The sequence below is a fragment of the Pseudomonas sp. NPDC089530 genome, from assembly GCF_050280705.1.
In the GTDB taxonomy this organism is placed as follows: domain Bacteria; phylum Pseudomonadota; class Gammaproteobacteria; order Pseudomonadales; family Pseudomonadaceae; genus Aquipseudomonas.
The window spans coordinates 1-23628 of sequence record NZ_JBNNVU010000047.1 but is presented as its reverse complement, the minus strand read 5'-3'; the positions used below and the strand labels follow the sequence as shown (position 1 = coordinate 23628).

Annotated in this window: 20 protein-coding genes and 1 pseudogene; 5 read left to right on the top strand and 16 right to left on the bottom strand. The window is 62.6% G+C overall.

The genetic code is table 11. The features are described from left to right. Positions 1-86: 86 nt before the first annotated feature. A complete protein-coding gene (locus ACQKQA_RS18230; RefSeq protein ID WP_427560416.1) occupies positions 87-1220 on the top strand; it encodes an AGE family epimerase/isomerase in 1134 nt (377 codons plus the stop codon). Between the two features lie 41 nt (positions 1221-1261). Here the strand turns inward: ACQKQA_RS18230 and ACQKQA_RS18225 are convergent, their stop codons facing one another. The 9 genes from ACQKQA_RS18225 to amaB all read right to left on the bottom strand — a co-directional run bounded on the left by ACQKQA_RS18225 (position 1262) and on the right by amaB (position 12427). After that, positions 1262-2167, bottom strand: coding sequence for a cation diffusion facilitator family transporter (locus tag ACQKQA_RS18225; RefSeq protein ID WP_427560413.1), 906 nt, complete (start codon positions 2165-2167; stop codon positions 1262-1264). A 232-nt stretch (positions 2168-2399) separates the two neighbouring features. Continuing rightward, complete coding sequence (locus ACQKQA_RS18220) at positions 2400-3164, bottom strand: SDR family oxidoreductase (protein WP_427560410.1); 765 nt, start codon at positions 3162-3164, stop codon at positions 2400-2402. Positions 3165-4065: 901 nt separating this feature from the next. Then, positions 4066-4785 (bottom strand): ABC transporter ATP-binding protein, encoded by a 720-nt coding sequence (locus tag ACQKQA_RS18215; protein WP_427560408.1) that lies wholly within the window; start codon positions 4783-4785, stop codon positions 4066-4068. Further along, a complete protein-coding gene (locus ACQKQA_RS18210) occupies positions 4782-5657 on the bottom strand; it encodes an ATP-binding cassette domain-containing protein (RefSeq protein WP_427560406.1) in 876 nt (291 codons plus the stop codon). The genes ACQKQA_RS18215 and ACQKQA_RS18210 overlap by 4 nt, the downstream gene beginning before the upstream one ends. After that, a complete protein-coding gene (gene livM, locus ACQKQA_RS18205) occupies positions 5654-6949 on the bottom strand; it encodes a high-affinity branched-chain amino acid ABC transporter permease LivM (RefSeq protein WP_427560403.1) in 1296 nt (431 codons plus the stop codon). Before livM ends, ACQKQA_RS18210 begins: the two co-directional genes overlap by 4 nt. Positions 6950-6951: 2 nt before the next feature. Next, a complete protein-coding gene (locus ACQKQA_RS18200) occupies positions 6952-7866 on the bottom strand; it encodes an ABC transporter permease subunit (protein ID WP_044460903.1) in 915 nt (304 codons plus the stop codon). A 182-nt stretch (positions 7867-8048) separates the two neighbouring features. Beyond that, entirely contained in the window at positions 8049-9185 is a 1137-nt protein-coding gene (locus tag ACQKQA_RS18195) for a branched-chain amino acid ABC transporter substrate-binding protein (protein ID WP_427560400.1), read from the bottom strand. A gap of 362 nt (positions 9186-9547) precedes the next feature. Continuing rightward, complete coding sequence (gene amaA, locus ACQKQA_RS18190) at positions 9548-10831, bottom strand: L-pipecolate oxidase (RefSeq protein ID WP_427560397.1); 1284 nt, start codon at positions 10829-10831, stop codon at positions 9548-9550. Between the two features lie 105 nt (positions 10832-10936). Continuing rightward, positions 10937-12427: an L-piperidine-6-carboxylate dehydrogenase gene (amaB, locus tag ACQKQA_RS18185; RefSeq protein WP_427560394.1), complete on the bottom strand. Its 1491-nt coding sequence runs from the start codon at positions 12425-12427 to the stop codon at positions 10937-10939. A 172-nt stretch (positions 12428-12599) separates the two neighbouring features. Between amaB and ACQKQA_RS18180 the strand changes: the two genes are divergently transcribed. From ACQKQA_RS18180 to nadE, 3 genes are all read left to right on the top strand, one after another. Next, on the top strand, positions 12600-13505 hold the full coding sequence (locus tag ACQKQA_RS18180) for a LysR family transcriptional regulator (protein ID WP_427560391.1): 906 nt from the start codon (positions 12600-12602) through the stop codon (positions 13503-13505). Positions 13506-13737: 232 nt separating this feature from the next. Next, positions 13738-14964 carry a nicotinate phosphoribosyltransferase gene (gene pncB, locus ACQKQA_RS18175; protein ID WP_427560388.1) on the top strand — a complete coding sequence of 409 codons (1227 nt, stop codon included), beginning with the start codon at positions 13738-13740 and terminating at the stop codon, positions 14962-14964. Positions 14965-14967: 3 nt separating this feature from the next. Next, positions 14968-15795 (top strand): ammonia-dependent NAD(+) synthetase, encoded by an 828-nt coding sequence (gene nadE / locus ACQKQA_RS18170; protein WP_427560385.1) that lies wholly within the window; start codon positions 14968-14970, stop codon positions 15793-15795. A gap of 174 nt (positions 15796-15969) precedes the next feature. On the opposite strand, the gene azu is transcribed toward nadE, so the two are convergent. Then, positions 15970-16416 carry an azurin gene (azu, locus tag ACQKQA_RS18165; RefSeq protein WP_427560382.1) on the bottom strand — a complete coding sequence of 149 codons (447 nt, stop codon included), beginning with the start codon at positions 16414-16416 and terminating at the stop codon, positions 15970-15972. A gap of 351 nt (positions 16417-16767) precedes the next feature. Here azu and ACQKQA_RS18160 point away from each other — a divergent pair, with 351 nt between their 5' ends. Next, positions 16768-17355: a TIGR00730 family Rossman fold protein gene (locus tag ACQKQA_RS18160; protein ID WP_427560380.1), complete on the top strand. Its 588-nt coding sequence runs from the start codon at positions 16768-16770 to the stop codon at positions 17353-17355. Positions 17356-17453: 98 nt separating this feature from the next. Here the strand turns inward: ACQKQA_RS18160 and ACQKQA_RS18155 are convergent, their stop codons facing one another. The 6 genes and pseudogenes from ACQKQA_RS18155 to ACQKQA_RS18130 all read right to left on the bottom strand — a co-directional run. Further along, positions 17454-17972, bottom strand: a complete 519-nt coding sequence (locus ACQKQA_RS18155; protein ID WP_427560377.1) for a hypothetical protein — start codon at positions 17970-17972, stop codon at positions 17454-17456. A gap of 105 nt (positions 17973-18077) precedes the next feature. Continuing rightward, positions 18078-20378: a YgiQ family radical SAM protein gene (locus ACQKQA_RS18150; protein WP_427560374.1), complete on the bottom strand. Its 2301-nt coding sequence runs from the start codon at positions 20376-20378 to the stop codon at positions 18078-18080. A 193-nt stretch (positions 20379-20571) separates the two neighbouring features. Next, on the bottom strand, positions 20572-21969 hold the full coding sequence (gene dnaB / locus ACQKQA_RS18145; protein WP_427560371.1) for a replicative DNA helicase: 1398 nt from the start codon (positions 21967-21969) through the stop codon (positions 20572-20574). Between the two features lie 133 nt (positions 21970-22102). Continuing rightward, positions 22103-22549 (bottom strand): 50S ribosomal protein L9, encoded by a 447-nt coding sequence (gene rplI / locus ACQKQA_RS18140; RefSeq protein WP_427560368.1) that lies wholly within the window; start codon positions 22547-22549, stop codon positions 22103-22105. Positions 22550-22570: 21 nt separating this feature from the next. Then, positions 22571-23470, bottom strand: a complete 900-nt coding sequence (locus ACQKQA_RS18135; RefSeq protein ID WP_427560365.1) for a hypothetical protein — start codon at positions 23468-23470, stop codon at positions 22571-22573. 77 nt (positions 23471-23547) lie between these two features. Then, a pseudogene (locus ACQKQA_RS18130) lies at positions 23548-23628 on the bottom strand (helix-turn-helix domain-containing protein); the annotation flags it as partial.

Sequence of the window (23628 nt, the reverse complement as noted above, 5' to 3'; positions counted from 1 at the left end):
CCCTCGCTCCTACCCTCAACCACGATCCCCCGGGCCTTCTCTGCTACCATGTCGCGCATTCCACCCTGCCGTGACGACGCCAGCCAATGCCCGATGTTTCCAGCCCCACTTCCCCGTCCGCATCGACCGCCCTGTTCCAGGCCGTGCAGCAGCATTTCCGCTCGGTGATCGTGCCGCTCTGGCAGGGGCCAGGCTGGAATCCCGAGCTGGCATTGCCCTTCGAGGCGCTGGACGGCGAACACGCCCCGTTGCCGCCGCAACGCTATCGGGCCATGGCCTGCGCCCGACAGCTGTACCTGTTTTCCAGCCTGATCGGCGACGCCCACGTGCCGCTTGCCGCGGAGCGGGCGGCGGCGCTATTCCGTTCCCTGCAACGGCACTTCCACGATGCCGAACATGGCGGCTGGTTCTACAGCATCGATGCCCAGGGCGCGCCGCTGGACAGGCGCAAGGACCTCTACACCCACGCTTTCATCATCTTTGCCTGCGCCCATTACTGGGCCAAGGTACGCGAGCCGCTGGTGGAATCGGTGCTCAATGCCGCGCTGAAGGTGGTGGCCGAGCGTTTTGCCAGCGGCGATGGCCTGTACGAGGCGGTCCTGGCCGAGGACTGGTCGTCCCTGGCCTGCGGCCCGTTGCAGAACCCGCTGATGCATTTGGCCGAAGCCTTTCTCGCGACCCTGGCCGTGCGTGACGACGCCGCGGCGGCAGACGCCCTGCTGGCGCTGTGCACAGCCCTGCAGCAACGCTTCATCGAGCCACGGCACGGGGTGATGATGGAGAAGCCGTTGGGCGCTGTGGATAACTGGTTCGAGCCGGGGCACCAGTTCGAATGGTTCTTCCTGCTGCAATCCTCGCCCCTGCTACGCGGCAGCCCATTGCACGCTTCGTTGGAGCGGGCCTTTGCCTACGCCGAACAGGTGGGTGTGGATAACCGCAGCGGTGCGGTGAGCGGGATGTTGAGCCTCGATGGCGGCGTCCTCGACCCCACCCGGCGCATCTGGGCCCAGGCCGAGTACCTGCGCGCCCTGACCTTGCGCCAAGGCAGCGCCGAACGCCTGCAACGCCAATTGCTGGCGCTGCAACAGCATTTCCTGCATGCCCAGGGCTGGAACGAATGCCTGGACGGCAGCGGCGCGGTCAGCCGCCGGGACATGCCGTCGACCACGCCTTATCACCTGGCGACCTGCTATCTCGGTCTGGCTGAATACTTCGGCTGACCTTCGATACGCTATCGCGAGCGCCTGCGCTCGCTACCCCCTCAGGCAATCCACTTGCGATCCCCGGTAAAGCTGATGGTCAGCCAGCGCGCGGCATCGGCCTGGCCGAGGGCTGTGGATATCTCTTCGCGCAGGGCATCCAGAGTCGCCACGCCGCGCAGGGGATAACCCGCCGGCAGCACGATGTGGATCTCGATGAACCGCGCCCGCCCGTGCTTCTGCACGTAAGAGATGTAGTCGTCGAAACCGTGCCGGGCCTGGATGGCGTCCATCACCCCGCGAACCTTGTCGTTCAGTTGGTCCGGGGCGATGCCCAGCACGTCGCGCAGGGCCGGTTTAAGGATCTTGAACGCCGGCGGCAGCATGCTCAGCGCCAGCACGATCAGGATCAGCGGGTCGACATACACCGCCCACTCACCATGCCCGTACTGCTTGAGCAGCAAGGCGGTGACGAAACTGATCAACAGCCCCACCGAAAGCATGGCGTCCACCAGCCAACTGATGTTGTCGAACTGGATCAGCGACGACTTGAGCTTGCGGTTGCGGTGCCGGACATAGAAGAAATAGGCGAACTCGACGACGGTGAACACCGCCGCGTAGACGATCACCATCCCCAGTTCGACCTCACGTCCGCCATTGATGATGCCGAACACGCCGTTGAGCAGCGCATAGATGGCGATCAGCAGCAGGAAGCTGCCTTCGATCAGCAGCACCATGGGTTCCAGGTGCCAGAAGCCGAACTGGAAGCGATGGTTGCTTTCCTTGGCGATCAGCTTGGCGGTGATCAGCATCAAGACCTTGATAAAGGTGGCGATCAGCGAAAAAAAGCCATCGAACAGAATGGATTCGGCGCCGGAAACAAAGCCGGTGACTATCCCGGCGATCGCCACGGCGAACATCAGGATGGTCGATTGTTTGAGCAGGGCCTGCTCACCTCGGTTACTCACGATTCCTCCTCGAGAACCTTTGAAATCGCGACCTTGTTGCAAGGCCGCGGTGGGTTGCGGGGCGGGAGTCTACCTTGTGCGGGCTGAACGGGAGCCGTCGAACTGTTGCAGGGGATTGTAGAGGCTATCGCAAACCCTGTAGCCGCTGCCGAGCCATGGCGAGGCTGCGAACGACCGCGAAGCGGGCGCTTGCCCGGTAACGGGCAAGACGGTATCTACAGGGTAATCCGTATCAGCTCTTGTCGCGCTCGATGGCGAAACCGGCCCAGGTCTGGCTCACCGGCATCAGCTCCAGGCTGTTGATATTGACGTGGGCCGGGGTGTTGAGGACCCAGAAGATGGTGTCGGCGATGTCCTGGGGCTGGATCGGCTCGGCGCCGGCATAGGTGGCGTCGTAACGCGCCTGGTCGCCCTTGAAGCGCACCAGCGAGAACTCGCTTTCACACAGGCCCGGCTCGATATTGGTCACCCGCACGCCGGTGCCTTGCAGGTCGCAACGCAGGTTCAGGGAGAACTGTTTGACGAACGCCTTGCTCGCGCCATACACGTGGCTGCCCGGGTACGGGTAGTTGCCGGCGATGGAACCGAGGTTGACGATGCCGGCGCCGCGACCATGGGCGATCAGCCGGGGCAGCAGCAGACGAGTGCTGTACATCAGGCCCTTGATGTTGGTGTCGACCATGGTGTCCCAATCGTCCAGGTCGCACTTGGGCGCCGGGTCGACCCCCAGGGCCAGACCGGCGTTGTTGATCAAGCCACGCAGCTTGCTGAAGGACGGTGGCAGCTTGGCGATGGCGTCTTCCATGGCCTTGCGGTCCCGCACATCGAGCACCAGACCATGCACTTCGGTCTGTTTTGACAGCTCGGCGCACAGGGCCTCGAGGCGCTCTTCGCGGCGGCCGGTCAGCACCAGCGACCAGCCGGCCTCGGCAAAACGACGGGCACAGGCTTCGCCAAAACCGGAGGTCGCGCCGGTAATAAACAGGGTGGAAGTCATGGTGTTCTCCTTGCTGGGCGTCGAACCGCCGTGGAAATAGAAAATCGTTTCGCAGCATGCCCGGCCTGAATCCCAGCGGCAACCGGAGGTTGCGCGGCCTACGGGGCCTGCAAACTGAGCAAAAAACGATCAACCAACTCAAAGCCCCGGCCCGCCTGGCTCGTAGCCAGATGCACGCACCTTATCCACAAGCCGGTCCACAGTCTTTGGGGGCAAGTGCAAAAGCCTGCAAGCCGCTATCCACAGGGGCTGCAGCGGGTTTCAGAAAGTTTTTTGCTTGACCCGCCCATGGCGTCCATGCAGCCCCGGCGGAAAAAGGCGACCGGCCGGTCAGGCGAGAGATGGCTTCAAGCCAGCAACTACGGCACTTCGCCGAGTCTTTCCAGAGTTTAATCACAGACTTATCCACAGGCTTATCCAAGGCGTTTTCGCCCCTGGCCTGCGACAATAAAAAGGTTGACAACGGCGGCTCGAGGCCTGCCAAAAACGCCTGATCAAAAAACGATCACGCGCCTGCAGGCCACGCCGTTCAAGGCCTTCAGCCAGCTACTCCCACGTTACCCACAGCCCGCTCCACAGCAAACGGGGACAAGTCAAAACCGTGACAAAACAACTAATTGCAGCGGCTTTATGCCGCGTTTTGCCAGCTTGCGCGGAAGGTTTTCCACAATTTGCGCCTTCGACTGTGGACAAGGTCATCCGCAGCCGCCGGCCTCTGTAGGAGCGAGGCTTGCCCGCGAAGATCCCAAGAACGACGCATGCATCCAGACAGCAAGCGTCATCGTTGACGAGCATCGCGGGCAATCGAGCGTCGACCGGCCGCTCCTACAGGACGGTTGTGGATAAAAAATGCCCCGCCGGCATAAACCGGCGGGGCAGCTTCGATCCAGCACCAGCGGACTCAGTGACCGCCCAGATAGGCGTTACGCACCTCCTCGTTGACCAGCAGTTCCTTGCCGGTGCCGCTCAGGCGAATCTCGCCGTTGACCATCACATAGGCCCGATCCGACAGCCGCAGCGCATGGTTGGCGTTCTGCTCGACCAGGAAGATGGTCATGCCGGTCGCCGCCAGCTCGCGCAGGGTGGCGAAGATCTGTTTCACCACGATCGGCGCCAGCCCCAGGCTCGGTTCGTCCAGCAACAGCAGCTTGGGACGGCTCATCAAGGCGCGAGCGATGGCGAGCATCTGCTGCTCGCCGCCGGACATGGTCATGGCCCGCTGGGTACGGCGCTCCTTGAGCCGCGGGAACAGCTCGAACATGCGCTGCATGTCTTCGGTGGCGTACTGGTCGCCGATGGGGATGGTGCCCATCAGCAGGTTCTCCTCCACCGTCATGTCCGGAAACACCCGGCGCCCTTCCGGCGACTGGGCGATCCCGTTGGAGGCGATGTAGTGCGAGGACTTGTGGGTGATATCCACACCACGGTAGACGATCTGCCCGGACTCGGCCCGCGGCTGGCCGAAGATCGACATCAGCAGCGTGGACTTGCCGGCACCGTTGGAGCCGATCAGGCTCACGGTTTCCCCTTCGTTGATGTGCAGCGAGACTTTCTTCAGGGCCTGGATCGGCCCGTAATACACGTCCAGTTCCTTGAGCTCGAGGATAGGTCCAGTCGTCATACCAGCTCCTCTTCGTCCGCACCCAGGTAGGCGGCAATCACTTTCGGGTCGTGGCGGATCGCTTCAGGGCCGCCCTCGGCGATCACGTTGCCGTGGTCGAGCACCACGATATGGTCGGAAATACTCATCACCATGCCCATGTCATGTTCAATCAGCACCACAGTCAGGTCGTGCTCGTCGCGCAGCAGCCGGATCATCGCACTGAGCGCTTCGGTTTCCTGCGGGTTGAGGCCGGCGGCCGGTTCGTCGAGGCAGATGATCTGCGGCCGGGTACACATGGCCCGGGCGATCTCCAGGCGGCGTTGCTGGCCGTAGGACAACTCGCCGGCCAGGCGGTTGGCGCAGTCCACCAGGTCCACCACTTCCAGCCAGTAGAACGCATGGTCCAGCGCGTCGCTTTCGGCCTTGCGGTAAGCCTTGGTGTTGAGGATGCCGGACAGCAGGTTGCGGTTGACCCACATGTGCTGGGCCACCAGCAGGTTCTCGATCACCGACATCTCCCTGAACAGGCGAATGTTCTGGAAGGTGCGCGCCAGGCCCGAGCGGTTGATCAGGTGGGTACCGCCGAACATCTTGTAGAACAGCCGGCTGGTAAAGCGTTTCGGCGACACGAAGTCGGTCACGCGAAACGGCTCGCCCAACAGCTTGATGACGTTGGTCGGCGTACCCCGGGTATTCAGGGCGATATGCCCGCCCGTAGCCCGGTAAAAACCGGTCAGGCAGTTGAACACCGTGGTCTTGCCGGCGCCGTTGGGGCCGATCAGGGCGAAGATGGAATTGCGTTTGACCTGCAGGCTGACGTCGCTCAGAGCCTTGATGCCACCGAAGTGCATCATCAGGTTCTCTACCTTCAGGATGATGTCGTCGCTCATGGCGCGCTCCTCTCAGTCAAGGCACCCTTGCGCGGGGTCACGCCGGTGCGGCTGATACGGATCAGCCCCCTCGGTCGCCAGATCATCATCAACACCATGAGAATGCCGAACAGCAGCACCCGGTACTCGGAGAAGCTGCGCAGCAGCTCCGGCGCCACGGTGAGCACGAACGCCGCGATCACCACGCCCACGGTCGAACCCATGCCGCCCAGGACCACAATGGCCAGGATCAGCGCCGACTCGAAGAAGGTGAAGGAAGACGGGTTGACGAAGCCCTGGTAGCTGGCGAAGAACACCCCGGCCAGGCCCGCGGTGGAGGCACCAAGGGTGAAGGCAGAGAGTTTCACCAGCACGTGGTTCAGGCCCATGGCGCGGCAGGCGATCTCGTCTTCGCGCAACGCTTCCCAGGCGCGGCCGACCGGCATGCGGGTCAGGCGGTGCTTGATGTAGAGCACTGCCAGCACCACCAGGAACAACACCCCATAGATGAAGATGAACTTCAGGTCGGGGTTGTAGGCCGTGCCGAGGAACTCATGGATCGGCACCCCGCCGTCCTTGGCCCGGCGCCCGAACTCCAGGCCGAAGAAGGTCGGTGACGGCACCGGCATGCCGTTGGGACCGCCGGTGAAGGACAGCCAGTTGTTGAGGATCAAGCGGATGATCTCGCCGAAGCCCAGGGTCACGATGGCCAGGTAGTCACCGTGCATGCGCAACACCGGGAAGCCGAGAATGCACCCCGCCAGCGCCGCGGCGAGGGCCGCCAGGGGCAGCACCGTCCAGAAACCCAGGCCGAGGTACTGATACCCCAGCGCCAGGCCGTAGGCGCCGATGGCGTAGAACGCCACGTAGCCCAGGTCGAGCAGCCCGGCCAGGCCGACCACTATGTTCAGCCCGAGGCCGAGCAATACGTAGATCAGGCCGAGGATGACCACGGTCAGCAGGTACTTGTTGGCGAAGAACGGGAAGACGATGGCGATCACGATCAGCGCCGGGATGATCCAGCGCAGCCGCGACTTGTAGTCCGGCGCCCGCACATGCACGCCGGAGCCGCCGCCTTCGAAACCCTGGAGGATCTTCAGGCCCTTGGGCGTCTGTAGGAACAGGCTCAGGGCGAAACGGCCGAGCATCACGATCGCCACCAGCCAGCCGACACGGGTCGGTTGCAGGTTGAAGCTGTAGCCTTCGAGCACCACGCCCACGATAGGGCCGAACACGATCAGCGAGATCAGCCCGGCCAGCACGGCGTCGATGACGCTCTTCTTGATATCAATCGGTTTATTGGCAGCAGACATACTTATACCTTCGCCACGAGTGGGCGACCCAGCAGGCCTTGGGGACGGAAAATCAGAATCAGCACCAGCAGCGAGAAACTGAACACGTCTTTGTAGTCGGAGTTGATCAGACCGGAGAACAGCGACTCGGAGATCCCGAGGATGATCCCGCCGAGCATCGCCCCCGGCAGCGAACCGATACCGCCGAGTACCGCCGCGGTGAACGCCTTGATGCCGATGACGAAGCCGGCATAGAAGTCGAACGTGCCGTAGTTCATGGTGATCAGTACGCCCGCCAGCGCAGCCATGGCGGCGCCGATGATGAACACGTAGGAAATCACCCGGTCGGTGTTGATCCCGAGGATCGAGGCCATCTTGCGGTCTTGCTGGGTGGCACGGCACATGCGGCCGAGCTTGGTGTACTTGATGATGTAGGTCAGCAACGCCATGCCGGCGAAAGCGGCCACCAGGATGAAGATCTTGGTGTAGGTGAGCTGGACGAAACCGCTACCGACCTCGACCTTCCAGGCGCCGGCCAGCAGCGTCGGCACACCTTGTTGCTTGGCACCCTGGCTGATCTGCGCGTAGTTCTGCAGGATCAGCGAGATCCCGATGGCGCTGATCAGCGGCGCCAGCCGGGTGGAGTTGCGCAGGGGCTTGTAGGCGACGCGCTCGATGACCCAGCCATAGATCCCCGTCACGACGACGGTGAAGACCAGGGTACCGAGAATGAGCAGCGGGAAGGATTCGATGCCGAAATAGGCCAGCAGAGCCAGACTGATTGCCGCGAGGTAAGCGGAAATCATGTAAACCTCGCCGTGGGCGAAGTTGATCATGCCGATGATGCCATAGACCATTGTGTAGCCGATGGCGATCAGACCATAGACGGACCCGAGGGTCAGTCCATTGATCAGTTGCTGCAGGAAAATACCATCCATAACGCAATCTCACGCATTTGAGAGACTGCACACAGCGGATACGACGGCCTGGGGTTCAACCATCCGCGCAACACGACCGTTGTGCAGCTCTACGAGAAAAGACAGGTACTGCACGGATACGCATGCCGCAGGCCGGAGCCCTCCCTCGAGGCGGGAAGGGCCGGCCTGCTCAGACGCTCATGTCACTTCTGTTTTTCCAGCTGGTGGTATTTGCCGTCCTTGTCCCACTGGTAGACCACATAGTCGGAGACTTTCAGGTCGCCCTTGGCGTCCCAGGTCTTCTCGCCCATCACGGTTTTCACCGGGTTGGCCTTGAGCCACTTGGCGGCGTCTTCGCCCTTGTTGGATTTGGCGCCGTTGAAGCCGGCGGCCAGGGCCTGGACCGACGCGTAGGCATACAGGGTGTAGCCTTCGGGCTCGGTGCCGGCCTTGCGGAACGCGTCGACCACGGTCTTGCTTTCCGGCAGCAGGCGTGGGTCGGCGCCGAAGGTCATGTACACACCGTCGACGTACTGCGGGCCGCCAGCGGTGGTCACCAGTTCGTCGGTGACGATACCGTCGTCGGACATGAACTTGACGTCTTTGAGGCCCTGCTCGCGCAGCTGGCGAACCAGCGGACCGGCTTCCGGATGCAGGCCGCCGAAGTAGACGACATCGGCGCCGGCGGCGCGGATCTTGGTGACCACGGCGCTGAAGTCTTTCTCGCCACGGGTCAGGCCTTCGTACAGCACCGGCGTCACGCCACGCTTGCTCAACTGCGCCTTGGTGGCGTCCGCCAGGCCCTGGCCGTAGGTGTCCTTGTCGTGCAGCACCGCGACTTTCTTGCCCTTGAGCACGTCGACGATGTAGTCGCCGGCGACGATGCCCTGCTGGTCGTCACGGCCGCACATGCGGAACATGGCCGACAGCCCGCGCTCGGTGACCTGCGGGTTGGTGGAGCCTGGGGTGATGGCGATCACGCCGGCATCGGCGTACACCTCGGAGGCGGGAATGGTGTTGGAGGAGCAGAAGTGCCCGACCACGCCGATGACCTTGTCCTGGTCGACCAGGCGGTTGGCCACGGCCACGGCCTGCTTCGGTTCGCAGGCGTCGTCGCCCTTGACCAGGACGATCTTCTCGCCGTTGACGCCGCCCTTGGCGTTGATTTCGTCAGCCGCTGCCTGTGCACCCTTCATGTACTGCTCGCCAAATGCCGCGTTGGCGCCTGTCATGGGACCCGCTACGCCGATCTTGACGTCGGCCTGAGCAAACGCAGAAACACCCAACGCAGTTGCCACTGCGAGGGCCAGAAAGCCTTTCTTGTAAAACGTCTGGGACATGAGGTGGTGCTCCAAGGTTTTTTTAGTTGGCACTGCGACTTCACCGAATGCTCAGAGCAAGGGCCGTGCCATTGGTTTTTTATTCTGAAAAAAGTCGTGCTTTTATTGTTATTTCGACTGTTTCGAGCCCTTTTTCATTGGGCGTGCAACCGTCTAAACCGCGGAAGGTGAAACCCGATAAAACTGAAGGCGCAACCAACCTGCGCCATCATTGCAACCGCGGCACAAATCAACGTGCAACCTGCCTGTAACAGCCTGCGTAACCGAACTGCACACTGCTGGTGCGGGACTGCTACGCCCCGCACCACTACAGGCTAGCCGCTGCGCCGAAAAGCGCCGCACCCAGCAACATATTTCCTCTGTCAGATAACGATCCGCAGGCACTGGCCCGCGTGATACAGCGAGAACCCGGCCTCGTACAGGCTACTGCGCAAGCCCGCGCCGACCAGGGGCTGCATGGGGGCGAAGGGAATCGGCAGCGCCTGAGGATTTCCGTTACAGAGATAGTCGGCGAAGGCCTTGCCGACCACGGTGCCGGTGGTCACGCCCCGGCCGTTGTAGCCGGTGACCGCCACCAGACCGGGCGCCGGTTCGAACAGGCGCATCAGGTGGTCGGGGGTAAAGGCGATGCAGCCGGTCCAGGTGCACTCCCACTCCACCTTTTTCAGATAAGGGAAATAGTGCTGCTGCACCCGGTCGGCCCAGGCCTTGAGGAACCAGGCGGGCTTCTGGTTGCCATTGCCCAGGCTGCCCAGCAACAGGCGCCCGTCGGCGTCCCGGCGAATGCTGCTCAGTACCTGGCGGGTATCCCAGGAACCCTGGCCGCCCGGCAGGATGCGCTGCGCGGTTTCTTCGGTCAGCGGGGTGGACGCGACCTGATAGTAGTAACCGGGGAAAAAATTGCGCCGCAACTCGGTCCAGTCGCCCTCGGTGTAGGCGTTGGACGCAATCACCACCTGCTCGGCCAGCACCGAGCCCTGCGCCGTCTGCACCGACCAGTGTTGGCCCTGGCGCTCGAGGCGGGTCACCGGCGAGTGGTCGAACAACTGGCCGCCCAGATTGACCGCGGCTTTGGCCAGGCCACTGACATAGGCCATCGGATTGACCGTGCCGGCCCGGCGATCGAGCAAGGCCGCGGCGATTTTCTGAGTGCCGGTGGCGGTCTCACAGGCCGCGCCGGTCAACAGCTCGACCGGCGCGCCACGGCGTTTCCATTGGGCTTCCCGGCTGCGCAGGTCGGCCTCGCCCCGGGCGTTGTGCGCCATGTGCAAGGTGCCTTCGCGGCGCAGCTGGCAATCGATGCGGTATTTGTCGATCAGGCTGAACACCAGCGCCGGCGCCGCCCCCAGCATGCGGTTGAGCTGGCTGCCGACCGCTTCGCCGAAACCGGCTTCGATCTCGTCCGGCGGGATCCACATCCCGGCATTGACCAGCCCCACATTGCGCCCCGAACCACCGTGACCGGTGCGATGGGCTTCCAGTACACACACCCGCTTGCCCTGCTCCAGCAGGTGCACGGCGGCCGACAAGCCGGTAAATCCCGCGCCGATCACACAGACATCCACCCTGACCTCGCCCTTGAGCGCGGCATTGTCAGGCCTTTGCGGCGTCAGTCTTTCCCAGAGGCATTCTTCGCGTAACGGCATTGCCAGACTCCAAAGTGAAACCCAACAAACAAGAACACAGCATCGCGGGCCAGCCTCGCTCCTACAGTATCCGGCAGGAGCGAGGCTGGCCCGCGATGGGGCCGATCAATCGAAGGTAATACCCTGCGCCAGCGGCAACTCCAGCGAATAGTTCACGGTGTTGGTCTGCCGACGCATATAGGCACGCCAGGCATCGGAGCCGGACTCGCGGCCGCCGCCGGTCTCTTTCTCGCCACCGAAGGCGCCGCCGATTTCCGCGCCGCTCGGGCCGATGTTGACGTTGGCGATGCCGCAATCGCTGCCCACCGCCGACATGAACTGCTCGGCCTCACGCACATCGGTGGTGAAGATGCAGGACGACAGGCCTTGCGGCACGGCGTTGTTCAGGCGCAGCGCTTCGGCGAAATCACGGTAGCCGACCACGTAGAGAATCGGCGCGAAGGTCTCGCTGCACACCACGTCGCTCTGCTCCGGCATCTCGACGATCGCCGGCGACACGTAATAGGCGTTGGGGAACTGCTCTTCCAGTTGCCGCTTGCCGCCGAACACTCGGCCGCCTTCGCTCAGGGCCTGCTCCAGCGCATCCTGCATATTGTCGAAGCTGTGCTGGTCGATCAGCGGGCCGATCAGGTTGCCTTGCAGCGGATGGCCGATGCGGATCTTGGAATAGGCGGCCTTGAGGCGGGTGACGATTTCTTCCTTCACCGACTCGTGGGCAATCAGCCGGCGCAATGTGGTGCAGCGCTGGCCGGCGGTACCGACGGCGCTGAACAGGATGGCGCGCACGGCCATGTCCAGGTCGGCGCTGGGGCCCAGGATCATCGCGTTGTTACCCCCCAGTTCGAGGATGCTGCGGGCGAAACGCGCGGCGACTTTCGGCGCCACCTCGCGGCCCATGCGGGTGCTGCCGGTGGCGCTGATCAGGGCCACCCGCGGGTCGTCCACCAGCGCTTCGCCGGCGTCGCGCCCGCCGATGATCACCTGGCTCAGGTATTGCGGGGCATCGCTGAAATTCTTCAGCACCCGCTCGAACAGCGCCTGGCAGGCCAGGGCAGTCAGCGGGGTCTTTTCCGAGGGTTTCCAGATCACCGGGTTGCCGCAGACCAGAGCCAGGGTGGTGTTCCAGGCCCAGACCGCGACCGGGAAGTTGAACGCGCTGATCACCCCGACAATGCCCAGCGGGTGCCAGGTTTCACGCATGTGGTGGCCAGGGCGCTCGGAGGCGATGGTCAAGCCGTACAGCTGGCGCGACAGGCCCACCGCGAAGTCGCAGATGTCGATCATTTCCTGCACTTCGCCCAGGCCTTCCTGGGTGATCTTGCCGGCTTCCCAGGACACCAGTTCGCCCAGGTCGGCCTTGTACTCGCGCAGCACTTCGCCGAACTGGCGCACCAGTTCGCCACGACGGGGCGCCGGCACCTTGCGCCACAGCTCGAATGCATGCTCCGCGCGACTGACCTGCTGCTCCACCTCGGCCGCGCCCTGCCAGTTCACCGAACCGATGCGGCTGCCGTCGATCGGCGAATGCACGGGCTGCTTGCCCGACTGATACAGGGCCGGGTTCACACCAAGACGATCAAGCAATGCGGCAACCATGGGTCACTCCTTACAAATGGAAAGCAAAAAGTCATAGCCGCTGACACAGCTATTCAGGACTGTAGTTGTAGCCGTCCCGCGACTTGCCAACAAACGACGATTAGGCGAGATATCATTCCGTTTATTCATGCTGCGCAGGCTGAGTAGCCGAGACAAGAACAAGGAACCCGCGATGCTGAACAAACGCTACCTGCCCTCGATCACCGCCCTGCAGTGTTTCGAGGCCGTCACCCGACACCTGAGCTTCACCCGGGCCGCCGAGGAACTGAACCTGACCCAGAGCGCCGTCAGCAAGCAGGTCGCGCAGCTGGAGGAACTCCTGCAGCACCTGCTGTTTCGCCGGGTGCGCCGGCGCCTGCAACTGACGCCGGCGGGGGATCTGTACCTGGTGGAAGTGCGCAAGATCCTCTCGCAGATCGAGATGTCGACCCATTACCTGCGCTCCTACGGCGGCGAAACCGAAGTCCTGCGTGTGTCCACCCCTTCGACCTTCGGCGCCCGCTGGCTGGTGCCGCGCCTCAAGGGCTGGCGCCTGCGCCACCCGCAGATCCACCTGGACCTGTGCAACGAGCAGGAAGCCGACGACCTGCTGCAGGGCCGCAGCGACATGGCGTTCTACTTCGGCCAGGGTTCGCGCCCCGGCACCGAGTGCCTGAAGCTGTTCGGCGAAGAGCTGGTGGCGGTCTGCGCCCCCGGCAGCCTGCCGGACAAGCCGTTCACCGACCCGACGCAACTGGCCGGGCTGGTGCTGCTGCAACTGGCCTCGCGGCCCCAGGCCTGGCACGACTGGTTCGACAGCCAGGGCTACCACACCGAGCACAGCTACCACGGGCCGCGCTTCGAAACCTTCTACATGTGCATCCGCGCCGCCCAGGTCGGCTGCGGCGTGGCCCTGCTGCCGCGGTTCCTGGTGGAGGAAGAACTGGCCGAGGGCAAGCTGGTGCTGGCCTGGGACTACGCCATGCCCAGCCGCGATGCCTACTACCTGGCCTACCCCGAACACGCGGCCGAAGTGCCCAAGGTGCGGGACTTCATCCGCTGGATGCTGGAACAGATCGACAGTCCGGCGCCGGCCTGATCCGGGATTGGTAACAGCCGGGCTGGCGCTATCGCGGGCAAGCCTCGCTCCTACAAAAGCCGCGCTGCCTCTTGTAGGGGCGAGGCTTGCCCGCGATGAGGCCGCCAGCCTCCACATCGTCCCCACGTAAAAAACACTGGCAAAACCCACGGCGGATATGCGCCACTACCGCCTTCATTGAAATAGCTGCAAAGCCGCACCCTTTATCGCGGCCAGCCTGGAGATTCCCGTTATGAGCGAGAGTGTGTTTGCCGATCGCATCGTGCAGAACCTGCTCGACACCGACTTCTACAAACTGACCATGATGCAGGCGGTGCTGCACAACTACCCCAATGTGGAAGTCGAATGGGAATTCCGCTGCCGCAACAGCGAGGACCTGCGCCCCTACCTGGCGGAAATCCGCTATCAGTTCGAACGCCTGGCCGACCTGAGCCTGAGCGCCGACCAGTTGAGTTTTCTGGAGCGCATCAGCTTCCTGAAGCCGGACTTCCTGCGTTTTCTCGGGCTGTTCCGCTTCAACCTGCGTTATGTGCATACCGGCATCGAGAACGGCGAGCTGTTCATCCGCCTGCGCGGGCCCTGGCTGCATGTGATTCTGTTCGAAGTGCCGATGCTGGCGATCGTCAGTGAGGTGCGTAACCGCTATCGCTACCGCGAAATCGTCCTGGAACAGGCCCGCGAGCAGCTGTACCGCAAATTCGACTGGCTGAGTGCCAACGCCAGCGCCGACGAACTGGCGCATCTGCAGGTGGCCGACTTCGGCACCCGCCGGCGCTTCTCGTACCGGGTCCAGGAAGAAGTGGTGAACGTGCTCAAGCACGATTTCCCCGGGCGTTTCGTCGGCACCAGTAACGTGCACCTGTCCCGCGAGCTGGAGATGAAGCCCCTGGGCACCATGGCCCACGAGTGGATCATGGCCCACCAGCAACTGGGCCCGCGGCTGATCGACAGCCAGATCGCCGCCCTCGACTGCTGGGTCCGCGAATACCGGGGCCTGCTGGGGATCGCCCTGACCGACTGCATCACTACCGATGCCTTCCTCAACGACTTCGATCTGTACTTCGCCAAGCTGTTCGACGGTTTGCGCCACGACTCGGGCGATCCGATCGTCTGGGCGGAAAAGGCCATCGCCCGCTACATCAAGCTGGGGATCGATCCGATGAGCAAGACCCTGGTGTTCTCCGACAGTCTGACGCTGCCCAGGTCCCTGGAGATTTTTCGCGCGCTACGTGGTCGGATCAATGTCAGCTTCGGTATCGGCACCAACCTGACGTGCGATATTCCCGGTGTCGAGCCGATGAGCATCGTGCTTAAAATGGCCGCCTGCAATGGCCAGCCCGTCGCCAAGATCTCCGACGAAGCGGGCAAGACCCATTGCAAGGATCCCAACTTCGTCGCTTATCTGCGCCACGTTTTCCAAGTACCTGCCGCCCTTTCTGGCACATCAAGCAAGGAGTGAATCATGCAAGCCGTACAGCGCGAAATGGCTGAACAGCTCAAGGTGCAACCACCTTTCAAGGACCAGGCCGATCTCGAGGCAGAAGTCGCCCGGCGGGTCGCCTTCATCCAGCAATGCCTGCTCGATTCCGGCCTCAAGTCCCTGGTGCTGGGCATCAGCGGTGGCGTCGACTCCCTGACCGCGGGCCTGCTGGCCCAGCGGGCGGTGCGCGAACTGCGCGCAAGCAGCGGCGACCCGGCCTATCGTTTCATCGCCGTGCGCCTGCCGTACGAAGTGCAGTTCGACGAACACGAGGCCCAGGCCTCGATGGACTTCATCGAACCCGACGAGCGCCACACGGTGAACATCGGCCCGGCGGTCAAGTCCCTGGCCAATGAAGTGGCGGCCTTCGAAGGCCAGCAGGCAGTGTCGCGGGACTTTGTGCTCGGCAACACCAAGGCGCGCATGCGCATGGTGGCGCAGTACACCATCGCCGGGGCCGCCCACGGCCTGGTGATCGGCACCGACCACGCCGCCGAAGCGGTGATGGGTTTCTTCACCAAGTTCGGTGACGGCGCCTGCGACCTGGCCCCGCTGAGCGGCCTGGTGAAAAACCAGGTGCGGGCGATTGCCCGGCATTTCGGCGCGCCGGAGTCGCTGGTGGAAAAGATCCCCACCGCCGACCTCGAGGACCTGTCTCCCGGCAAGCCGGACGAAGCCTCCCACGGCGTGACCTACGCCGAGATCGACGCCTTCCTCCACGGCCAGCCGGTGCGCGAGGAAGCGTTCAAGATCATCTGCAACACCTACAACAAGACCCACCACAAGCGTGTGATGCCGTTCACGCCTTGAATCAATGGTGATGTAAGAGCCTGCTCAGGAAATCCTCGGCGGGCTTTTTGTTTGGCGTGGCCAGGGCTGACGCTATCGCGAGCACGCTTCGCTCCTACAGACCGCTACGGCCCCTCTGCCCGCCCACAAAAAAGCGCCCCGAAGGGCGCTTTTTCATCACGCAGGATCAACCGATCACTTCAGTACCACAGCACCTTTCATCATCGAGTTGTGGCCCGGGAACGAGCAGAAGAACTGGTAGCTTTCGCCAGCGGTCAGCTTCGACACATCGAAGGTCACCGAGTCCTTTTCGCCGGCACCGATGATCTTGGTGTGGGCGATGACGCGGCTGTCGCCTTCTTTCAGGTAGTTCTTGTCGATACCGGCAGCCATGCCGTCGGTCACGATGCCGGCCATGTCCGCGGTCTTGCTCAGTACCCAGTTATGGCCCATGACGTTCTTCGGCAGGCTGCCGGAGTGGCTCAGGTTCACAGTGAAGGTCTTGCAGCTCTTGTCGATGGTGATTTCCTTCGTGTTGAAGGACATCTGGTCGGTGGAATCGACATCGACCTTGCATTCAGCGGCCATCAGCTGGCTGCTGGCCAGGGTCAACAGGGATACCGCGACGAGTTTGGCAAACATGGTGAATCTCCAAGGCAGGGTTAACAAAATCCATCTGAAATCCATGGAGCTGAAGACTGCCTGATTTTTTCCCAAGTGCCTATGATTTACATCAAGAAGTTGTATACAACTTTGCGCTATCGGCCTGATCGAGAGAATCAAACAGTCAGCCGGCGGTCCCGGGCCTATGCTCGGCGCACATCACTGATCGGAGTGTCCGTCATGCCTCTCAACAGCCTGTTCCGCAGCCTGCTCGCCGCCTACGCCTGTGGCGCCAGCGGTACCTATGAAAACCCCAGCCGCGAGGATTGAGCCTTGGAGCCCAGCCCGCCAGCCATTACTCTGTGGCCCTTAACGACCACGGAGTAAGACATGTCTTTAGCGTCTGTATGTGTGTTCTGCGGTGCCAGCACCGGCACCAACCCGGCCTACCGCGCGGCCGCCGAAGCCCTCGGACGCCAGCTGGCCGAACGCAAGCTGACCCTGGTCTATGGCGGTGGCGCCGTGGGCCTGATGGGCCTGGTCGCAGACGCGGCCCTGGCGGCCGGCGGTGAAGTCATCGGCATCATTCCCCAGAGCCTCAAGGACAAGGAAATCGGTCATCCAGGCCTGACACGCCTGGAAGTGGTCGATGGCATGCACGCCCGCAAGGCGCGCATGGCCGAGCTGAGTGACGCCTTCATCGCGCTCCCCGGTGGCCTGGGCACCCTGGAAGAATTGTTCGAAGTCTGGACCTGGGGCCAGCTGGGCTATCACGCCAAGCCCCTGGGACTGCTGGAAGTGAATGGCTTCTACGAGAAGCTCACCGGTTTTCTCGACCATATAGTCGGCGAAGGCTTCGTCCGCGCCCCGCACCGGGACATGCTGCAAGTGAACGAGTCGCCGCGGGAACTGCTGGATGCGCTGCAAGCCTGGCAACCCACGGTCGCCCCGAAATGGGCCGAGCAGAAACCCGACTGAGCGCCGCTCTCCCATCAGCCCTGGGGACAAGATTCAGCACCCCGGGGCCTGGCCAATCGAATCGTTGGCTCCCGGCCAGCCCGGTACCCAAAGCGGGCTCAGCGCCCCCGTTTCAAGCCCGCCTCCAATTGCTGCAGACGCCGACGTTTGCGCGCCGCCACTTGCAGCACCTTGAGCCCGCGCTGATAGCGCCGGGTGCTCATCAGGTACAGCCCGAGCAAGGGAATGCCCAAGACAACGGCCGGAAACAGCCGCTGGCGGGAATCCAGCAGCACCAGTACCGCGCACGCCAGGCACACCACCAAAACCGCGAACAACACCCAGGCCCCACGCGCTATGCCGCGGATCACCAGTAGAAAACACAGGCTGGTCAGCAGGCCCGCGCCCAGCATCGCCATCATGGCGTAGTTGGCGACCTGGAAATCCCCGGAGAAATACAGATGCGGCACTTGGGCCGCCGTCAGCGAAAGGCTGAAGATGGTGGTCATCATTACCGCGATGTGGATAACCCCGAAGCGCCGCACATAGGGCTGCCAGGCGAGCCATTCGGCGGTCTTGAGGCGCAGCAGCCGGTCTTCGATCTGCTGTTGTTGCGGGGTTTTCCGGCGACGGGGCACAGGGCTCTTCCTTGAGTGAATGCTGGCGCGCACCTTAACAAACCCGGACGCCAGAATGCACAACGCCAACCCGGAGGTTGGCGTTGCGACTAGCTGACAGCGACCTTAGCGAGGCACGACTGGCTTGCGGGTCGGCTTCTTGCCTTTGCCCTTGGCCGCATCGGCGCGTTCCTTGGCGGCCTGCTTGTTGCGGGCCATCGCCGCGGCCTTGGCCTGTTCGCGCTTGTCCCACGGGTTGCTGCCGTCGCTGCCACGGGGTGGCAGGCCGGTGTGCTGGGTGAGGATCTTGGTGGTTTCCTTGGCCACCTTATGGCTGCCAGCCGGCGTCGAGTTCTTGCGACGGGCGCTCTGGTAGCTGTCGGTGGACGGCTGGTGCAGCGGGATCAGTTGGTTCTTGCCCGGCCCGATCAGGTCGCTACGGCCCATGCGCTGCAAGGCTTCGCGCAGCATCGGCCAGCCTTTCGGATCGTGATAACGCAGGAACGCCTTGTGCAGGCGGCGCTGCTCCTCGCTCTTGACGATGGTCACGCCGTCGCTCTTGTAGGTGACCTTGCGCAGCGGGTTCTTGCCCGAGTGGTACATCGCGGTGGCGGACGCCATCGGCGACGGGTAGAACGCCTGCACCTGGTCGGCGCGGAAACCGTTGCCCTTGAGCCACAGGGCCAGGTTCATCATGTCTTCGTCGGTGGTGCCCGGGTGCGCGGCGATGAAGTACGGAATCAGGTACTGCTCCTTGCCCGCTTCCTTGGAGAACTTCTCGAACATGCGCTTGAACCGGTCATAGGTGCCGATGCCCGGTTTCATCATCTGGTTGAGCGGACCTTCCTCGGTATGCTCCGGGGCGATCTTCAGGTAGCCACCGACGTGGTGGGTCACCAGCTCCTTGACGTATTCCGGCGACTCGACCGCGAGGTCGTAGCGCAGGCCGGAAGCGATCAGGATCTTCTTCACCCCCGGCAAGGCGCGGGCGCTGCGGTACAGCTGGATCAAGGACGAGTGGTCGGTATTCAGGTTCGGGCAGATGCCGGGGAACACGCACGACGGCTTGCGGCACGCGGACTCGATCTCCGGGCTCTTGCAGGCAATGCGGTACATGTTCGCGGTCGGACCGCCGAGGTCGGAAATGACCCCGGTAAAACCTGGAACCTTGTCGCGAATTTCTTCGATCTCGCGAATGATCGACTCTTCGGAGCGGTTCTGGATGATCCGCCCTTCGTGCTCGGTGATGGAGCAGAAGGTACAGCCGCCAAAACAGCCGCGCATGATGTTCACCGAGAAACGGATCATCTCGTAGGCCGGGATTTTCTCCTTGCCGTACTCCGGGTGCGGGATGCGCTGATAAGGCATGCCGAACACGTAGTCCATTTCTTCGGTGGTCATCGGGATGGGCGGCGGGTTGAACCAGACGTCGACCTCGCCATGCTTCTGCACCAGCGCACGGGCGTTGCCCGGGTTGGTCTCCAGGTGCAGCACGCGGTTGGCGTGGGCGTAGAGCACCGGATCGTTACGCACCTTCTCCATGGACGGCAGGCGGATCACGGTCTTGTCCCGAGTCATCTTCGGGCTGGCCAGGATCTGCACGACCTTGGCTTCCTGCGGATCTTCCACCGGGCCCTTTTCTTGCTCGATGGCGCAGGCGGCGGTGTCCTGGGTGTTGACGTAGGGGTTGATGATCTTGTCGATCTTGCCCGGGCGGTCGATACGGGTGGAATCGACTTCGTACCAGCCCTGGGGCGTATCACGACGAATGAACGCGGTGCCGCGCACGTCGGTGATGTCTTCGATCTTGTGCCCGTAGGACAGGCGCTGGGCGACCTCGACAATCGCCCGCTCGGCGTTGCCGTAGAGCAGGATGTCGGCGCAGGCGTCGATCAGGATCGAGTTGCGCACCCGGTCCTGCCAGTAATCGTAATGGGCGATGCGGCGCAGGGAGGCTTCGATGCCGCCGAGGATGATCGGCACATGCTTGTAGGCTTCCTTGCAGCGCTGGCTGTAGACCAGGCTGGCGCGGTCCGGACGCTTGCCCGCCACACCGCCGGGGGTGTAGGCGTCGTCGGAGCGGATTTTCTTGTCCGCGGTGTAGCGGTTGATCATCGAGTCCATGTTGCCGGCGGCGACACCGAAGAACAGGTTCGGCTCGCCGAGCTTCATGAAGTCGTCTTTGGACTGCCAATTGGGCTGGGCAATGATCCCGACGCGGAAACCCTGGGCCTCCAGCAGCCGGCCGATGATCGCCATGCCGAACGATGGGTGATCGACGTAGGCATCGCCGGTGACAATGATGATGTCGCAGGAATCCCAGCCGAGCTGATCCATCTCCTCCCTGCTCATCGGCAGGAACGGCGCCGGGCCGAAACATTCGGCCCAGTACTTGGGATAGTCAAATAACGGCTTGGCTGCTTGCATGTCGATGACCGGTATAGGTGTAGATAAGGGCGCGTTTATTTACAGAGAAATTCGCGGGCGCGGAATATAGCACAAAAAATGACCAATTCCGACGACCATGGTCGGAAATCGGTGGAGGCGTTAATCGCGGGCAAGCCTCGCTCCTACAAGAGCACGTTGCTCAGCGGGGCTGCCGCGATCGGGAGGGCGAGCCTTACTCGTCGTCGTCGAAGTTGTAGCTGCCCGGCGCGAGGTTCTCGAAGCGCGTGTACTTGCCGATGAACGCCAGGCGAATAAAGCCGATGGGGCCGTTCCGCTGCTTGCCGATGATGATTTCGGCAATGCCCTTGTGTTCGGTCTCGGGGTGATACACCTCGTCCCGGTACACGAACATGATGACGTCGGCGTCCTGCTCGATCGCTCCGGATTCCCGCAAGTCGGAGTTCACTGGACGCTTGTTCGGCCGTTGCTCCAGAGAGCGGTTGAGCTGGGACAGGGCCACCACCGGGCAGTTGAATTCCTTGGCCAGGGCCTTGAGGGAACGGGAGATCTCGGAAATCTCGTTGGTCCGGTTGTCGCCGCTGGAGCCCGGGATCTGCATCAACTGCAGGTAGTCGATCATGATCAGACCGATATCACCGTGTTCACGCACCAGGCGGCGGGTCCGCGCGCGCATTTCCGAAGGGCTGATGCCCGCGGTGTCGTCGATGAACAGCTTGCGGTCATTGAGCAGGTTGACCGCCGAGGTCAGGCGCGGCCAGTCGTCGTCTTCCAACTGACCGGAACGGACCTTGGTCTGGTCGATACGGCCCAGGGACGACAGCATACGCATGATCAGCGATTCGCCTGGCATCTCGAGGGAGTACACCAGTACCGCCTTGTCGCTGCGCAGAACCGCGTTCTCCACCAGGTTCATCGCAAAGGTGGTCTTACCCATGGACGGACGACCGGCGACGATGATCAGGTCGGCCGGCTGCAGGCCGCTGGTCTTCTCGTCGAGGTCGGTGTAGCCGGTGGACAGGCCGGTGATCGCGTCGGAGGTGTTGAACAGAGTATCGATGCGGTCGATGGCCTTGGTCAACAGCTCGTTGACGCCGACCGGGCCGCCGGTCTTGGGGCGCGCTTCGGCGATCTGGAAGATCTGCCGCTCGGCCTCGTCGAGGATCTCTTCGGCGGTGCGGCCTTCGGGATTGAACGCGCTGTCGGCGATCTCGTTGCTGATGCCGATCAGCTGGCGCAGGGTAGCGCGCTGGCGAACGATCTGCGCATAGGCCTTGATGTTGGCGACCGACGGCGTGTTCTTCGCCAGTTCGCCCAGGTAACCCAGGCCGCCGACCTGGGCGGTCTGGCCTTCCTTGTCCAGTTGCTCGGACAGGGTCACGACGTCGATCGGCAGGTTCTGGTCGGCCAGCCTGGCGATCGCGCGGAAGATCAGACGGTGGTCATGTCGATAGAAATCGCCATCGGAGACTTGATCGAGCACCCGCTCCCAGGCGTTGTTGTCCAGCATCAGACCACCGAGCACGGCCTGTTCGGCCTCGATGGAATGTGGCGGCACCTTCAGCGCAGCGGTTTGCAGATCGTATTGCTCGGGAGCGGAGATATCGTTCATGGCCACTTGGTTTTTTAGGAAAAGCAGGGGTTTGAAAACTGAGGGTACAGAAAGACAAAGGGCACGACCTGTAAACAGGATCGTGCCCGATGTTACCGGCAAGCACCCGAGGGTGCCAGCCGACAAGTACTGCTTAAGCTGCTACCACGACAACGCGTACGGTGGCTTCAACTTCGGCGTGCAGGTGCACGGCTACGTCGAATTCACCTACGTTGCGGATGGTGCCGTTCGGCAGACGAACTTCGCTCTTAGCAACGTCAACGCCGGAGGCGGTCAGTGCGTCAGCGATGTCGTGGGTGCCGATCGAACCGAACAGCTTGCCTTCGTCACCAGCGGTGGCAGTGATGGTCACTTCCAGCTCAGCCAGTTGAGCAGCGCGAGTTTCGGCGGAAGCCTTCTTCTCTGCAGCCAGTTTTTCCAGCTCGGCACGACGCGCTTCGAACGCAGCCAGGTTGGCAGCGGTAGCAGCGGTGGCTTTGCCGAAAGGCAGCAGGTAGTTACGGCCGTAACCAGCCTTAACGTTTACCTTATCGCCCAGGTTGCCCAGGTTGGCGATTTTTTCCAGCAGGATCAGTTCCATTTGGTAATAACCTCTTAACTTTTAACCTTCACCGTTCGCAGAGCCGTTATCAGCGTCTTTCGGCGCCAAACGACCGCGAAAATCAATCAGGCTGTCGACAATGGCCAGGACCACGAGCAACGGATAGATCAGCTGCATAAACAGCAACAGCGTTACGTACAACCCCACCAGCCAGAACCTGGCCAGTCGCCCTTGCGCCACCAGCCCATGAATCAAGGCCAGCCCGGCGAACACCAGCGGTACGCTGCACAACGGCGTCAGCATCGCCATCTGCGGACCGAAATTCGGTCCCAGCAGCATGCAGGCCAGCAGCAACATCGCCAGTCCCAGCGGGAGCTTGATCGCGCGAAACTCGCGCCCAAAACCACCCGGGTTGTACAACAACGCCTGCCAGTAGCGCCCGACAATCAGGCTCAGCACACTGACGATCTGCAACAAGGCCGCTATCAGGCCGGTCAGGACCGGTGCAATCAGCGAGGCGAGACGAGCCCGCTCTTCAACCGACAACTGCTGGTAGAGATCACCGAGGGCCATCGGCAGGATTTTTACCAACTCCTGCGAGAGCATCTCGACCTGGGGGCGGTAAGCCACACCCAGCACTCCAGCAAACACCAGGCCCAGCGCTATGCTGACCAGCAGCACACGGTTCCAGGACTCGCTTGCGCGCAAAACCAACGCAAGGCCCGAAGACCCCAGCAACACCAGAAGTGCGCGTGGATCATCGGAATACAGCCACCAGAACAAAGCCGGCAGCAATCCCAGGGCGAGGACGCCCAGGGCGTCGCTCAAACCGCGCCGCAGGAGCACCAGGCTTCCCGCAGCAGCACCCAACCAATACAGCAACGGCAATGCCGCACATCCGGCCACTACCAGAGTGGCCTGCATACGGCCGCGCATGATGAACTCAGCTAAGGCGCGCATGCATTCAATCCCTTACTACTTGTCGACGACCCGGTCTCAGCGGCCGTGGCTGTCGGTGTAGGCCAGCAGGGCCAGGACAGGGCCCGGGCCGCGGCGGAAAACGAACCGCGCTCGAGCACGGCGAGAAACAACTGGATGCTGTCGCTGGAGAAATTCAC

Excerpts from the sequence above, each read along its gene's own strand:
- ACQKQA_RS18180 (WP_427560391.1), top strand. The coding sequence starts at position 12,600 with ATGCTGAACAAACGCTACCTGCCCTCGATCACCGCCCTGCAGTGTTTC.
- ACQKQA_RS18150 (WP_427560374.1), bottom strand. The coding sequence starts at position 20,378 with ATGCAAGCAGCCAAGCCGTTATTTGACTATCCCAAGTACTGGGCCGAA.
- nadE (WP_427560385.1), top strand. The coding sequence starts at position 14,968 with ATGCAAGCCGTACAGCGCGAAATGGCTGAACAGCTCAAGGTGCAACCA.
- amaA (WP_427560397.1), bottom strand. The coding sequence starts at position 10,831 with ATGCCGTTACGCGAAGAATGCCTCTGGGAAAGACTGACGCCGCAAAGG.
- ACQKQA_RS18210 (WP_427560406.1), bottom strand. The coding sequence starts at position 5,657 with ATGAGCGACGACATCATCCTGAAGGTAGAGAACCTGATGATGCACTTC.
- dnaB (WP_427560371.1), bottom strand. The coding sequence starts at position 21,969 with ATGAACGATATCTCCGCTCCCGAGCAATACGATCTGCAAACCGCTGCG.
- ACQKQA_RS18160 (WP_427560380.1), top strand. The coding sequence starts at position 16,768 with ATGTCTTTAGCGTCTGTATGTGTGTTCTGCGGTGCCAGCACCGGCACC.
- ACQKQA_RS18195 (WP_427560400.1), bottom strand. The coding sequence starts at position 9,185 with ATGTCCCAGACGTTTTACAAGAAAGGCTTTCTGGCCCTCGCAGTGGCA.
- ACQKQA_RS18135 (WP_427560365.1), bottom strand. The coding sequence starts at position 23,470 with ATGCGCGCCTTAGCTGAGTTCATCATGCGCGGCCGTATGCAGGCCACT.
- azu (WP_427560382.1), bottom strand. The coding sequence starts at position 16,416 with ATGTTTGCCAAACTCGTCGCGGTATCCCTGTTGACCCTGGCCAGCAGC.
- livM (WP_427560403.1), bottom strand. The coding sequence starts at position 6,949 with ATGTCTGCTGCCAATAAACCGATTGATATCAAGAAGAGCGTCATCGAC.
- ACQKQA_RS18230 (WP_427560416.1), top strand. The coding sequence starts at position 87 with ATGCCCGATGTTTCCAGCCCCACTTCCCCGTCCGCATCGACCGCCCTG.
- ACQKQA_RS18215 (WP_427560408.1), bottom strand. The coding sequence starts at position 4,785 with ATGACGACTGGACCTATCCTCGAGCTCAAGGAACTGGACGTGTATTAC.
- ACQKQA_RS18220 (WP_427560410.1), bottom strand. The coding sequence starts at position 3,164 with ATGACTTCCACCCTGTTTATTACCGGCGCGACCTCCGGTTTTGGCGAA.
- ACQKQA_RS18200 (WP_044460903.1), bottom strand. The coding sequence starts at position 7,866 with ATGGATGGTATTTTCCTGCAGCAACTGATCAATGGACTGACCCTCGGG.
- amaB (WP_427560394.1), bottom strand. The coding sequence starts at position 12,427 with ATGGTTGCCGCATTGCTTGATCGTCTTGGTGTGAACCCGGCCCTGTAT.
- pncB (WP_427560388.1), top strand. The coding sequence starts at position 13,738 with ATGAGCGAGAGTGTGTTTGCCGATCGCATCGTGCAGAACCTGCTCGAC.
- rplI (WP_427560368.1), bottom strand. The coding sequence starts at position 22,549 with ATGGAACTGATCCTGCTGGAAAAAATCGCCAACCTGGGCAACCTGGGC.